The sequence below is a fragment of the Micromonospora sp. NPDC023737 genome (assembly GCF_040639715.1).
Lineage (GTDB): Bacteria > Actinomycetota > Actinomycetes > Mycobacteriales > Micromonosporaceae > Micromonospora.
In genome coordinates this window covers 136,815-150,220 of record NZ_JBFAAL010000001.1, presented here as the reverse complement: position 1 = coordinate 150,220, position 13,406 = coordinate 136,815, and the positions used below count along the sequence as shown (strand labels likewise).

Genomic DNA, 13,406 nt, shown 5'->3' with positions numbered 1-13,406 from the left:
GCTCAACCACGGCCGTACTCCTCCTCTCCGCGCCAGAAATAAACGAAACCGCCGAAGCCGACGATCGCGGCCCAGGCCACGGCGAGGAGCCACAGCCGCATCGGCGACGAGGCGATGTGCTCCGGGGAGGCCGAGTCGAGCAGGGCGTACCGGGCCAGCTCGATGTAGACCAGGACCGGGTTGGCCTCCAGAGCGGTCGACGCCCAGCCGGGAAGCCGTTCCTCGAAGAGCTTCACGCTGTAGAGCACGCCGGAGGCGTACAGCCAGGTCCGCATGACGAACGGCATGACCTGCTTGAGGTCGGTGATCTTCGAGCCGAGCCGAGCCACGATCATGGTCAGGCCGATGTTGAAGATCGACTGGAGCAGCAGCATCGGTACGATCAGCAGCCAGCGGAGGGTGATCGGCTCGCCGGTGACCAGCACGATGACGGCCAGCACCAGCATCGACATGAGCAGCTGCTGGAGCTGCACCAGGGTGACGGTGATCGGCAGCGCGGCGCGGGGGAAGTGCAGCGCCCGGATCAGGCCCAGGTTGCTGGTGATGGCGCTGGTGCCCTGCAGTGCGGCGCTCTGCGTGAACATGAAGACGAACACGCCCGTGCAGAGGTACGCGATGAAGTTCGGCACGTCCCGATCTTGAGAAATGATCACGCCGAAGATCAGGTAGTAGACCGCCGCATTGGTGAGCGGGGTCAGCACCTGCCACAGCTGGCCGAGCTGTGTCTTGCTGAACGACGACGCGACCTTGGCCCGCGAATATGTGGCCATGAAGTGCCGGTACGCCCACAGCTTGCGCGTGTATTCACCGAGGGACGGGCGTTCCCCGGCGACCCGTAGTCCGTACCGCTGCGCGAGCTGAGCGCGGGTCAGCCCGGATTCGGGGTCGGCCAGCGCGGTGTTGGCCATTGTCAGGCGCTCCGATCTTTAGTGCCGATGGGGAGCAGTGAGAGTGTCGCGGCGATGAAATCTGGCGTGGCCGGTACGGGGAGGGCTGCCGCGCTGCTGCGTGGAAGGTAGTGGAAAAGACGTCGGGACGCAACCGTACCGTCGTTGCGCTACATTATCCCACGTGAAGACCGAGAAGAGGCGTGCTCCAGCCGGTGCGGCCGTTCTTCGCGACGACATCACCACGGCCATCCGTCGCGCCGTCATGAGGGAACTCGCGCAGGTCGGCTACGGCCGGCTCTCCATCGAGGCGATCGCCCGACGGGCCGGTGTCAGCAAGACGGCGATCTACCGCCGGTGGCGTTCGAAGCTCGAGCTGGTGCTCGACATGGTGACCGCTGCCGCAGGACGAAAACTCCCGCTGCTGGACACGGGCAGCCTGCACGGCGACGTACAACTGCTGCTGATGGTCGCGTCCGGCGCGCTCGGGCACCCGCTGGCGTCGCAGATCATCCCCGATCTGTTGGCCGAGGCCGCGCGCAACCCGCAGATCGCGGAGACCCTTCAGGGGGCGCTGCGCGACTACCAGAACCGTATCGGCGAGCTCGTGGTCGGCCAGGCGGTGGCCCGCGGGGAGCTGCCCGCCGGCGCCGACCCGTCCAGCGTCATCGATCTCATCGTCGGGCCGGTCTACTGGCGGCTGGCGATCTCCCGGACGCCTCTGGAAGCCGATCAGCTCGATGACATGGCTACGGCGATAGTGGCGGCCCTGCGAGTAACCTGTTCTGGTTTGGCGGATCAGGTGTCAGGGGCAATCTGACATTCATCCCCGCACCGATCTGAACCGGATCGGACCGGCACGTGAACCTTGTGGTCGTGTCAGTTCCCCGCAAATGGAGACCGGCTAGTATCGCCACCCGAACCCCCGCCGGCACCATCTAGACCCAGGAGGACCCCCCATGGCTGGGCAGCACCCAGATTTCATTCCACCAGCGCGGCCGATCATTGGCGAAGCCGAGATCGAAGCGGCTGTGCGGGTGCTGCGTAGCGGCAAGGTGGTTCAGGGGCCCGAGGTCGCGGCGTTCGAGGAGGAGTTCGGCCAGCTGGTCGCCGGGCGGCACTGCGTCGCCGTCAACTCCGGCACCTCGGCACTCCAGCTGAGCCTGATGGCGCTCGGGTTCGGCCCCGGTGACGAGGTCATCGTGCCCTCGTTCTCCTTCGCGGCCAGCGCCAACGCCGTCCGCCTGGTCGGGGCCGAGCCGGTCTTCGTCGACATCGAGCCGGGCAGTTTCTGCGTCGACCCGGAGGCGGTCGCGGCCGCGGTCACCCCGCGCACCGTCGCCATCATGCCGGTGCACCTCTACGGCCACCCGGCCGCGATGGACCGCATCATGGCCATCGCCGAGCGGCACGGCCTCGCCGTCGTCGAGGACGCGGCGCAGGCGCACGGCGCCACGCTGCACGGCACCCCGGTCGGCGCCTTCGGCACCGCGGGCTGCTTCAGCTTCTACCCGACCAAGAACATGCACTCGCTCGAAGGCGGCATGATCACGACCGGGGACGCGGGGCTCGCCCGTACCCTGCGGCTGCTGCGCAACCAGGGCATGGAGCAGCGGTACGCCAACGAGATCGTGGGCGCCAACATGCGCATGACCGACGTCGCGGCCGCGATCGGCCGGGTGCAGCTCACCCAGCTCGCCGAGTGGACCGAGCAGCGCCAGGCGAACGCCAAGTTCCTCGACTCCGCCATCACCGGCATGCTCACCCCGCCGGTGGCCGATGGCGCCCGGCACGTCTACCACCAGTACACGGTGCGTACCCGGGGTGACCGGGACGCCGCGCAGCAGCGTCTCACCGAGCTGGGCATCGGCAACGCGGTCTACTACCCGACGCCGATCCACCGGCTCAAGCCGTTCCTCACCGAGGACGGCAAGCCGGGCCCGTGGGAGCTGCCGGAGACCGAGCGCGCCGCCGCCGAGGTGATCTCGCTGCCGGTGCACCCGTCGCTGACCCAGGCCGACCTCGAGCGCATCGCCGAGGGCGCGAACCTCGCCGGAGGTGCCCGGTGAGCCAGCGAATCATCAAGCACAGTGCAAAGGTGCCGCACGGCGCCACGGAGCGGAGTGGAGTGTCGGCATGAGCGGAGGTCGCAAGCTGCGCGCCGGCCTTATCGGCCTGGGTGCCATGGGACGTAACCACGCCCGAGTCCTGTCCAACCTGGACGGTGTGGAGCTGGTCGGCGTCGTCGACCCGGCCGGCGACACGACCGGTACGCTGCGCGCGCCCGTGGTTCCCGAGCTCGGTGACCTGCTCGCGATGGGCATCGACTACGCGGTGGTCGCCTGCCCGACCGCGCTGCACGAGAAGATCGGCCTGGAGCTGGCCGCCAACGGTGTCGGCGCGTTGATCGAGAAGCCGCTGGCCCAGTCCGTCGAGGCGGCCACCCGGCTGGTCGAGGCGTTCGAGGCCGCCGGCGTCGTCGCCGGTGTGGGGCACATCGAGCGCTACAACCCGGCGCTGCAGAGCCTGCGCACCCGGCTGGAGGCCGGCGAGCTCGGTGAGGTCTACCAGGTCGTGACCCGACGCCAGGGTCCCTTCCCGCACCGGATCGCCGACGTCGGCGTGGTGATGGACCTGGCCACCCACGACATCGACCTGACCAGCTGGGTGACCGGTCAGGAATACTCCTCGGTGTCGGCCCGCACGGTCTCCCGCAGCGGCCGGCTGCACGAGGACATGGTCGCCGTCGTCGGTCAGCTCGCCGACGACACGATGGTCAACCACCTGGTGAACTGGCTGAGCCCGCTCAAGGAGCGGTCCACCGTGATCACCGGTGACAAGGGTTGCTTCGTCGCGGACACCCTCACCGCCGACCTCACCTTCTACGCCAACGGCGCCATCGACACCGAATGGGAGGCGCTGCGCGCCTTCCGGGGCGTGGCCGAGGGCGACATGGTCCGCTACGCCATCCCGAAGCGGGAGCCGCTGCTGGTCGAGCACGAGCGGTTCCGTGACGCGATGGACGGCAAGGAGAGTGACATCGTCACCCTCCGCCAGGGTCTACGCACCGTCGAGGTTGCCGGTGCGCTGCTCCGCTCCGCCTCCGACGGCAGCACCATCAGCGTCGGCGCGCGGCACGCGTCTCCCGCCGAGGTCGCTTCCGCTCGCTGACTCGGGCCCCCGGGGCCCGCTTCGAGCGGGCCTCGGCCGGGCCGTTCCCGCCAGCCGCTCATTTCATCGAAGGACAGCGAATGTCATCGCCCTCCCGTCCGCCGAGACTCGTCGTCCTGGTGGCGAACGGCATCACCGGGGACTCCCGGGTCCAGAAGACCGCCATCGCCGCGGCCCGGGACGGCTGGGACGTCGTCCTGGTGGGCCGCAGCCTCCAGAAGAGCAAGCGCCTCGACCGCTCGGCCATGGGCCCGATCGAGGTGATCCGGGTCCCCGTCAAGCCACTGCTGTCCGCGCAGAAGGGCAGCCGGCACAAGATCCGCCGGGCGCTGACCCAGTTCCGCATCCCGGACAAGCCGGCCCTGGCCCAGTACCGGGCCCGCCACCAGGCGTGGCTGCGCAAGCAGACCGGTAAGCCCAATCCGCCGCCGGAGGCCTGGATCAAGGCCAACCAGGCGCTGTACGAACTGCGCGTCCGCGCTTGGGGCTGGGAGCAGTTCCACGGCAGCAAGCCGGGGCGGCTGACCGGCGACTGGCGTGACGACTGGCCGGTGCTGCTCGACATCGATCTGGCCTTCGGTCCGGTGCTCGAGGAGCTGGAGCCGGACGTCATCCACGCCAACGACATCAACACCATCCCCACCGCCGCGATGAGCGCGGCCCGGCTGCGCGCCCGGGGCAAGAATTGTGTCTGGCTCTACGACGCCCACGAGTACGTCCAGGGTCTGGCGTGGCCCAAGCCGGAGCAGGCCAGCGGCGTCAAGGCGGCCGAACGGGAGTTCATCACCCGCGCCGACGCGGTGGTGACCGTCTCCGAGCAGATCGCCGAGCGGCTGCGCACCGCGTACGGGCTGGCGAAGACCCCACTCGTGGTCGGCAACTCACCGGTGCGGGAGGGCATCCGCAGCGGGAACGTCGCCGCCTCGGTCCGGGCCCGGGCCGGCTTGGCGGAGGACGTGCCGCTGATGGTGTACGGCGGCTGGATCGGCCCGGAGCGCGGCCTGGACACAGTCATCGCGGGCCTGCCGCAGCTGCCCGAGCATCACTTGGCGCTGGTCACCGGGCGGATGATCCCGCTGCTGGAGGAACTGCTCGCCAAGGCGGAGGAACTCGGCGTCCGAGACCGGGTGCACCTGCTGCCCTACGTGCCACCGTACGAGGTGGCGGACTATCTCAGCTCGGCCGACCTGGGCCTGATCCCGTTCCAGCGGACGCCGAACTGTGAGCTGTCGCTGCCGACCAAGGTCTCCGAGTACCTGCATGCGGGGCTGCCGCTGGTGACCAGCGACGTGCAGGTGGTCAGCGAGTACGTCAAGCAGCACGAGATCGGCGAGGTGTTCACCTCCGGTGACCCGGATGCCTTCGTCGCTGCGGTCAAGCGGGCCACCGCTCGGCGGCAGGAGCTGTCCGCGCACATCAGCGAGCACATCCTCGACGACCTCTCCTGGGAGCGACAGAGCCGCAAGCTGCTCCAGCTCTACCGGGACATCTCAGGTCTCGCGCCGGCCGCCCCGCGAACGGACGTCCCGTGGACCGTCAAGGAAGGCCCGCTGTCCTTGCTGCCCGGCAAGAGCAGCGAGCGGCGCGAGCTGGAGGCGTGGCGCCCGCTCGGTGCGACCCGGGTCCGGCTCGGCCTCGGCCCGGCGAACTATGCCGGGCAGGCGGCGGCGTTCGCCCAGGCGATCTGCCGCGACAACCCGGACGTGTCGGCAGAGGTGGTGATGAACATGCAGCCGAACTCGCGTGAATATCCGGCCACCATCTACCTCGACGCACAGCGTTACCGCGACCTGGATTTCCAGCTGGAGCAGCTTCGGCGGGTGCTCAGCGCCGGGTACACCCACCTGCTGGTGGACGCCTTCATCCCGCTCTTCGGCAACCTCAACGGTGACACCATCCAGGGCGACCTGGCGGCCCTGCACAAGGCCGGGATCAAGGTGGCTCATCTGGCGCATGGCAGCGAGATCCGCCACCCCGGGCGGCACCGGGCACGGCACGAGTTCTCCCTCTTCGCTGACGCCCCGGAAGGTATCGCGAAGAAGTTGCAGCTGAAGGCGGAGCGAAACCGTCGGGTGGCCGAGGAAACCGGCCTGCCGACCTTCGTCACCACGCCGGACCTGCTGGAGGATCTGCCCTGGGCGACCTGGGCGCCGCTCGTGGTGGACGTCGAGTACTGGGCGTCCGACCGCCCGGTGATGGAGCGGGCCCGGCCGCTGGTGCTGCACGCGCCGTCGAAGCGCTGGACCAAGGGCACGGACCGGATCCTGCCGGCCATGCAGGCGTTGCACGACAAGGGTGCCATCGAACTGCGCCTGGCCGAGGGCGTCGCTTGGTCCGATATGCCTGGGCTGGTCAAGGAGTGCGACATCGTGCTCGACCAGTTCACCACGGGCAGCTTCGGCACCTTCTCCGTCGAGGCCATGGCGGCCGGCAAGCCGGTGGTGGCGTACCTGAGCGACCAGGTCGTCAACACGGTCGGTCCCGATCTGCCGATCGTGAACGCCTCGCCGACCAACCTGACCGAGGTGATGGAGTCCCTGCTCGACGACCGGGACGCCACCGCCAAGATCGGTCTTGCCTCCGTGCAGTACGCCCAGACGTACCACGACGGCACCTGGACGGCTCGCCAGCTCGCCTCGTTCCTCAACAGCTGACGCTGCCGAGGCCTGTTCGATCAGGCTCGCCCGAGCAAGCCTCGGCGCAGCCGGGCGCGGTGTCATGAAACAGGCCCAGGACAACGGCCCGCCGACCGGAAGGTCGGCGGGCCGTTGTGCGTCCGGACTCAGAAGACGGCGCGGACGTACGGGATGCGCGCAGCCACCATCGACACACCGAACGAGATGGCGAGAACGGCCGGGTACACCAGACCGATCACCTCCAGCGATCGGCCGGCCGCGACGTCCGGGATCAGCTGGCGGAAGATCTCGAAGACCAGCAGGTGGATCAGGAAGACCCCGAAGGAGGCGTCGGAGAGGCGGACGACGGTCCGCGCGACCACCGGTCGCCATGTGATGCGGGCTCCGATGCTCACCGCGGCCAGGAAGATCAGCAGGGTGGCTGCGGCGACCAGGGTGCCGGTGGCCATCACCGGGAAGGTGGACTGGAGCAGCCGGTGCCGGGGCGCCACCGCGTACTGCCAGATCACCTCGGCCAGCAGCAGCCCGGCGCCGAGCAGCGCCACCGTGGTCCAGAGCCGGTTGAGCACCACCTTGCGAAGTGCCCAGCCGGCGATGAAGAAGCCGACGTACGGCCACCAGCGGTTCCAGCTGGTGAGGGTGTTCGGCCGGGAGTCACCGAGCAGCAGCGCCCAGCCCGGGATCATGTACGCCACCATCGTCCAGCCCAGCGCCACACCGGCCGTGATCAAAGCACGGTGTCGGCCCCCGGCATGCAGGAACGGTGCCAGCACCGGGGCGATCACGTAGAGACCGGCGATCAGCCAGAGGAAGTACAGCGCGGTGTACACCTTGCCGTCGATCAGCTGCCGGGCCAGGCCACTCGCGGTCACCTCCTCGCCGCGCATCGCCATTCGCACCACGACCACGTAGAGCACGTGCCAGACGATCATCGCTGGCAGGATCCGGGCGAACCGCCTGCGGTAGAAGGCGAGCGGTCCGGCCCGGTGCGCCCGCGGGTCCAGCACGAACGCTCCGCTGATCATGATGAACGCCGGTACGGTCCAGATCGCGCCGATGTCGATCACGGTGGCGATGGACCAGCCGAGGTTCCCGCGCAGATCGTCCTGCCCGACTATGGCGCCGAAGACGTGGATGGCGACGACGCCGCAGATCGCGACGACCCGCAGCACATCCAAGCCGTACTCGCGGGGTGGCCGGGCGGCGGGTACGGTGGGCCCTTGGTCGGATCGGCTGGTGGTGGTCGCCCCGGGGCTGGTCGCCGAGCCCGGGATGGTCGCCGGCACGGGGGCCAGGTTGACAGGCTGTGAGGCAGTCACCGGGACATGCTAGAGGGTCGGGCCGCTGGCTGCTCTCCACCGCGTCCGGCGTCGGGTGGCGCCCCGAGCCGGCTGCCGTACACTCACCCACGCCCGAGTCACTCGCGCGCTCATCAATGGGAGTGGACTTGACGATTGATGGCGAATCAGACACCAGTTCAACCAGGTGATTGCGGGCGTGGTCCCAGCGGGGTGGATGGCGACTGAGCGGCATCGCGCAGGAGTCCCCCGTCCGATGTCAGAGATCGCCCTCGCCGTCAGCGGCTGGGCATCGGCATAGAGGAGAAGGCAGCGATGACTGCGTCGGGGGAAGGCGCGCCGAAGGCGCCCGCCCGGATCGTGATACTCGTCGACAACGGCGTCAACGGTGACTCGCGGGTGCAGAAGACAGCACGTTCGGCGGCTGACGCCGGATGGGACGTGACCCTGCTCGGTTACTCCCCGAACGGGCGGCCCCAGAAATGGCAGATCGGTTCCGCGAAGGTGCAGCTGGTGCGCATGCCCAGCCCCTTGAAGCAGCGCAGGCACGAGCTGCGTCGGCGATGGATCAGTGGGCCGTTGGCGTATCCACCGACCGGTGTGGCCGCTCGTCGGCAGCAGGAGGTTCGTGCCTGGCAAGCCGATCTGAGGGTGCGCCGGGCGTTGTTGACCTCGGAGGGCGGTTCACCCTTGGCCTGGCAGGGGCTGCGGGCGAAGGAGCTCGCCGCTCGGGTGACCCGGAAGTGGGTCTCCCTCAGGCAGCGGCAGTTGACCACTGGGCAGGAGAAGCGCAGCAGGTTGACGACGCCGTCCGACCGTCTCTACACCTGGCTGCAACTGCGTCTGCACGGCGACCGTGCGTGGCGCAGGCTCGAACCACAGTTGTGGGATTTCGAACTCGCCTACGCGGAGACCGTCGACCGGCTCAAGCCGGACATCATCTACGCCAACGACTATCGAATGCTGGGTGTCGGCGCGCGCGCCAAGATCCGAGCGGCGGCGGCGGGTCGCGAGATCAAGTTGATCTGGGATGTCCACGAGTACCTGCCCGGAGTGAAGCCGCGGGCCGACAACGTCCGGTGGATGGTCGCCAACCGGGCGCACGAGAACGAGTACGCACGGCGGGCCGACGTGGTGATCACGGTCTCCGAGCGGCTGGCCGAATTGTTGCAGCGCGACCATGGGCTGCCGGAGCTGCCGTCGATCGTCCTGAACACGCCGCACGCGGCCGACGCGATGAGCGTCCGGGACGCCGGTGCTCCGGATGTGCGCACCAGTTGTGGGCTCGGCCCGGAGGTCCCGCTCGTGGTCTACAGTGGCGCGGCGGCCGCGCACCGTGGCATGGGTGTGATGGTGGAGGCCTTGCCCCGCCTGCCCGAGGCGCATGTGGCGTTCGTCGTCAACGCCCCCACCGGGCCCTACCTCAACAGCCTGGTCGCCCGCGCCCGGGAACTCGGCGTGGCGGACCGTGTGCACGTGCTGCCGTATGTCACGCCGGCCGAGGTGGTCAGCTACCTGTCCACCGCGACCGTGGGCGTTATCCCGATTCACCATTGGCTCAACCACGAGATCCAACTCATCACCAAGTTCTTCGAGTACTCCCACGCGCGGCTGCCGATCGTGGTCAGTGACGTCGAGACGATGGCGGCCACGGTGCGCGAAACCGGGCAGGGTGAGGTCTTCCGGGTCGACGACGTCAACGAGTACGTCAGGGCGGTCGACGCGGTGCTGAACGACCCTGAGCGGTATCGCAAGGCGTACGACGCGATCGACCTGGCGGCATGGACGTGGGAGGAGCAGGCCAAGGTGCAGAACAGCATCTACCGGCGGCTGGTTCCGCAGGATCGGCATCCCGCCTCCTCGCCGTCCGAATAATCCGGTTTGCGTATTCAACCTGACCCGGCTCGGGGGAAGCGTGGATCCCTGCTGGCCGACAGGCAGGCGAACGTTCCGGGTAACATCCGCAGGGCCGTCGAGGGCGAAGGTCGCCTGCCCTTCGCCCCGACCACCCACGCTCAAGGGATAAACAATGACAGATGTCGTGATTCTCGGCCTGGGCTACGTCGGGCTTCCGCTGGCCCGGGAAGCCGTACGCGCCGGCGCTTCCGTCTGCGGGTTCGACGTCAACGAGGGCATCGTGGCCGACTTGAACGCCGGTCGGTCACACGTCGATGACCTGACCGACGCCGACGTGGCCGAGATGCGTGCCGGTGGCTTCACAGCAACCACCGACGAGACCCAGATCGCCTCGGCGGCGACTGCGGTGATCTGCGTACCCACGCCTCTGTCAGAGGATGGCGGCCCCGACCTGACCGCCGTCGAGGCGGCGACGCGGACCGTGGCGCGCAACCTTCGCCCCGGCATGTTGGTCATCCTGGAGTCGACCACCTACCCGGGCACCACCGACGAGGTCGTCCGGCCGCTGTTGGAATCCTCAGGGCTGCGGGCCGGAGTCGACTTCCATCTCGCCTTCTCCCCGGAGCGCATCGACCCGGGCAACTCCCAGTTCGGGCCGCGCAATACGCCGAAGGTGGTTGGCGGACACACGCCAGCCTGCGCTGATCTGGCCGTCAAGTTCTACGGCCGGTTCGTCGACACGGTCGTACGGACGAAGGGCACGCGCGAGGCCGAGATGGCCAAGCTGCTGGAGAACACCTACCGGCACGTGAACATCGCCCTGGTCAACGAGATGGCCCGGTTCTGTCACCAGCTGGGCATCGACCTGTGGGACGTGATCCGGGCGGCCAGCAGCAAGCCCTTCGGCTTCCAGGCGTTCTATCCCGGCCCCGGCGTCGGGGGGCACTGCATCCCGATCGACCCGAACTATCTCAGCCACAACGTCCGGGCAAAGCTGGGCTATCCATTCCGTTTCGTCGAGCTGGCGCAGGAAATCAACGCCACGATGCCGGCTTATGTGGCCCGGCGGGCGCAGAACATCCTCAACGACGCGGGGCTGGCCGCCAACGGCTCGACCATCCTCCTGCTCGGTGTGACTTACAAGCCGGACATCGCCGACCAGCGCGAGTCTCCGGCCGTACCGTTGGCGCGACTCCTGCACGGGCTCGGCGCAAAGCTCAGCTACCACGATCCCCATGTCGAGCACTGGGACGCCTTCGGTGGCAGCGTCCCCCGGGTCGACGACCTGCAGTCGGCTGTCGCTCAGGCGGACCTGGTCATCCTGGTGCAGAGTCACCGGTCGTACGACGTCGACCAGCTTGCCAGCCAGGCGAAGCGATTCTTCGACACCCGAGGTGTGACCACGGGAGACGACGCCTATCGGCTCTGACTCGCCGGCCGCGCCGGCCCCTGACGGAGGGACGAATCCGTCGGTCGGGCCGGCGCGGCGCGATCACCGATCTGCCGGCTGACTCGTCGAGGTGATCTCGACAGGCTGCCGGGTGGACCCGGCTTGCGCCGGGTGCGCCGCGACCCGAACACCCACACGGAGGGTCTCACCCAGTGCCCCGCTCGCGGCACCTGCCGGAGGCGCCGCCCCGCACCGGTGGTGAGGTCGCACAACACCTGACGGTCCGACCGGGTGCTGCCCCGCGGCAGTAATTTGTCTCGATAGGATCTCGCCCGTGACTGCCACCCATGCGTCCGCGACCGGCGACACCGACGCGAACGACGAGATGGCCACATCGGACGATGGCGCTCTGCCCGCCGCTGCACGCCGACCAGGCACTCGACGGGCGGATCTGCTGGCTCTGCTCTTCTTCCTGGCCGGCGCATTCTGGGTGACCGCCCGAGGCTGGCGCGACGTGTCCGGCCGGGTGCTCGGCCGGCAGCCGTTCGACCAGGACTTCAACGAATGGATGCTGGCCCACGCGGCGCACGCGGTGGCTCACCTGGAGAATCCGTTCTTCACGACGTTGCAGAACGCGCCGGACGGCGTCAACCTGATGACGAATGTCGGCATCCAGTTGCCCGGCGTGCTGCTCTCGCCGATCACCCTGCTCGCCGGCGCGCCGCTGTCGTATCTCCTGTTGATCACGGCGAACCTCGCCGGCACCGCCTTCGCCTGGTACTGGGTGCTCGCGCGGCATGTGGTCGCGAGTCGCCTCGCGGCGGCGGTCGGTGCGGCCTGCTGTGCCTTCGCCCCGGCGATGATCTCGCACAGCAACGGGCACCCCCACATCACCGCCCAGTGGCTCGTGCCGCTGATCCTCTGGCGGGTCGTCCGGCTCGTCGGTCAGGCCGGCCGGCCGTTGCGGGACGGGCTCATCCTCGGTGTCCTCGTCTCGCTCCAGTTCTTCGTGAGCGTGGAGATCCTCTTCATTCTCGCGTTGGGCTGTGTCATGGCGCTTCTCGCCCAGGTGCTGTTCCGGCCGCGAGCGACCTTCGCCACCGCGCCCCGCGCATGCCTGGTGCTCGCCGTCGCCGGCCTGTTCACCCTGGCGGTGACCGCATACCCGCTGTGGATGCAGTGGTTCGGTCCGGGGCATCGCAGCGGTCATCCGATCGATCCCGACAACTACGCTCTCCGCCTCGCGTCGTACGTCAACTACGCGACGCAGTCGTTGGGTGGCGGATCGCCGGACCCACGCCGGCTGGCCGCGAACGTGACCGAGGAGTCGAGTTTCTACGGTTGGCCCCTCCTGCTCGTCGTGGCTGCCGTGGTGGCGTGGCTGCGCCGGGAGCACCTGGTCCGGGTGCTGGCGTTCACCGCCGTGCTGTCGGCGCTGCTCTCGCTGGGTAACACGGTGAACTGGGCCGTACGTGGTCCCGGCCTGCCCGGGCCATTCCGGCTGCTCCACGGGCTGCCGGTGGTCGACGCGATGGTGGTGGCCCGGTTCGCGCTGATCACGACGGTGGTCCTCGGGGTGCTGGTGGCCATCGCGGTGGACAGGTTGCTCACCGGTCGGATCCGACGTCGGCTCGGTGTGGTTCCGCTCCGCCCCGTGCTGGCGCTGGCGCTGGCGGCGGCCCTGGTGCCGCTGCTGCCGCTGCCGCTGCCGGCCACCGGGCGTCCGTACGTGCCGCACTTCGTGACCGCCGGCGGATGGCGGGAGTACGTCGCTCCCGGTCGCACCCTGGTGCCGGTTCCGGTCGACAACATGACGTCGGTGCAGTGGGGTGCCGCCTCGAAAGTGGGCTTCGCCGTGCCGCAGGGCTATTTCCTCGGCCCCACCTCGCCGACCGACGACACCGGCCGCTGGGGCGTCGATCCGCGCCCGAGCGCGGTGCTGTGGAGCGAGGTCGCCGAAGGGAAGCGTCCCGCGGGAAGCCCGGTCACCCCTGCGGAGCGGGAGCAGGCGGTCTCCGACGTTCGCTACTGGAAGGCGGACGCGGTGGTGCTGCCCCGGCACCGCCGGCAGGACGCGCTGCGGGCGGTGCTGGACGCCTGCTTCGGGCCGGGCCGGCGGGCGGACGACGTCTGGGTGTGGGACGTCCGGCCGCTGACCCGTTGATCC

Annotated in this window: 9 protein-coding genes; 7 read left to right on the top strand and 2 right to left on the bottom strand. The window is 69.0% G+C overall.

Annotation, left to right across the window (positions count from 1 at the left end; all coding sequences use genetic code 11):
* Positions 1-2: 2 nt before the first annotated feature.
* Complete coding sequence (locus tag AB0F98_RS00665) at positions 3-908, bottom strand: ABC transporter permease (RefSeq protein WP_357726477.1); 906 nt, start codon at positions 906-908, stop codon at positions 3-5.
* A gap of 163 nt (positions 909-1,071) precedes the next feature.
* Here AB0F98_RS00665 and AB0F98_RS00660 point away from each other — a divergent pair, with 163 nt between their 5' ends.
* The 4 genes from AB0F98_RS00660 (at position 1,072) to AB0F98_RS00645 (ending at position 6,712) form a co-directional block, all read left to right on the top strand.
* A complete protein-coding gene (locus AB0F98_RS00660) occupies positions 1,072-1,707 on the top strand; it encodes a TetR/AcrR family transcriptional regulator (protein WP_357726474.1) in 636 nt (211 codons plus the stop codon).
* Between the two features lie 139 nt (positions 1,708-1,846).
* Positions 1,847-2,956 (top strand): DegT/DnrJ/EryC1/StrS family aminotransferase, encoded by a 1,110-nt coding sequence (locus tag AB0F98_RS00655; RefSeq protein ID WP_357726471.1) that lies wholly within the window; start codon positions 1,847-1,849, stop codon positions 2,954-2,956.
* 67 nt (positions 2,957-3,023) lie between these two features.
* Positions 3,024-4,058, top strand: a complete 1,035-nt coding sequence (locus AB0F98_RS00650) for a Gfo/Idh/MocA family oxidoreductase (protein ID WP_357726468.1) — start codon at positions 3,024-3,026, stop codon at positions 4,056-4,058.
* A gap of 80 nt (positions 4,059-4,138) precedes the next feature.
* Positions 4,139-6,712 (top strand): glycosyltransferase, encoded by a 2,574-nt coding sequence (locus tag AB0F98_RS00645; RefSeq protein ID WP_357726465.1) that lies wholly within the window; start codon positions 4,139-4,141, stop codon positions 6,710-6,712.
* 128 nt (positions 6,713-6,840) lie between these two features.
* Here the strand turns inward: AB0F98_RS00645 and AB0F98_RS00640 are convergent, their stop codons facing one another.
* Positions 6,841-8,013: an acyltransferase gene (locus tag AB0F98_RS00640; RefSeq protein WP_357726462.1), complete on the bottom strand. Its 1,173-nt coding sequence runs from the start codon at positions 8,011-8,013 to the stop codon at positions 6,841-6,843.
* Positions 8,014-8,307: 294 nt separating this feature from the next.
* On the opposite strand from AB0F98_RS00640, the gene AB0F98_RS00635 reads away from it, so the two are divergent.
* From AB0F98_RS00635 to AB0F98_RS00625, 3 genes are all read left to right on the top strand, one after another.
* A complete protein-coding gene (locus AB0F98_RS00635; protein WP_357726459.1) occupies positions 8,308-9,867 on the top strand; it encodes a glycosyltransferase family 4 protein in 1,560 nt (519 codons plus the stop codon).
* A 154-nt stretch (positions 9,868-10,021) separates the two neighbouring features.
* Positions 10,022-11,278, top strand: a complete 1,257-nt coding sequence (locus tag AB0F98_RS00630) for a nucleotide sugar dehydrogenase (protein ID WP_357726456.1) — start codon at positions 10,022-10,024, stop codon at positions 11,276-11,278.
* 295 nt (positions 11,279-11,573) lie between these two features.
* Positions 11,574-13,403: a hypothetical protein gene (locus AB0F98_RS00625; protein ID WP_357726453.1), complete on the top strand. Its 1,830-nt coding sequence runs from the start codon at positions 11,574-11,576 to the stop codon at positions 13,401-13,403.
* Positions 13,404-13,406 lie beyond the last annotated feature (3 nt).

What these genes read in the sequence shown, in the direction of transcription:
- AB0F98_RS00665 (WP_357726477.1), bottom strand. Translation starts at nt 908, where the DNA reads ATGGCCAACACCGCGCTGGCCGACCCCGAATCCGGGCTGACCCGCGCT.
- AB0F98_RS00655 (WP_357726471.1), top strand. Translation starts at nt 1,847, where the DNA reads ATGGCTGGGCAGCACCCAGATTTCATTCCACCAGCGCGGCCGATCATT.
- AB0F98_RS00650 (WP_357726468.1), top strand. Translation starts at nt 3,024, where the DNA reads ATGAGCGGAGGTCGCAAGCTGCGCGCCGGCCTTATCGGCCTGGGTGCC.
- AB0F98_RS00645 (WP_357726465.1), top strand. Translation starts at nt 4,139, where the DNA reads ATGTCATCGCCCTCCCGTCCGCCGAGACTCGTCGTCCTGGTGGCGAAC.
- AB0F98_RS00635 (WP_357726459.1), top strand. Translation starts at nt 8,308, where the DNA reads ATGACTGCGTCGGGGGAAGGCGCGCCGAAGGCGCCCGCCCGGATCGTG.
- AB0F98_RS00630 (WP_357726456.1), top strand. Translation starts at nt 10,022, where the DNA reads ATGACAGATGTCGTGATTCTCGGCCTGGGCTACGTCGGGCTTCCGCTG.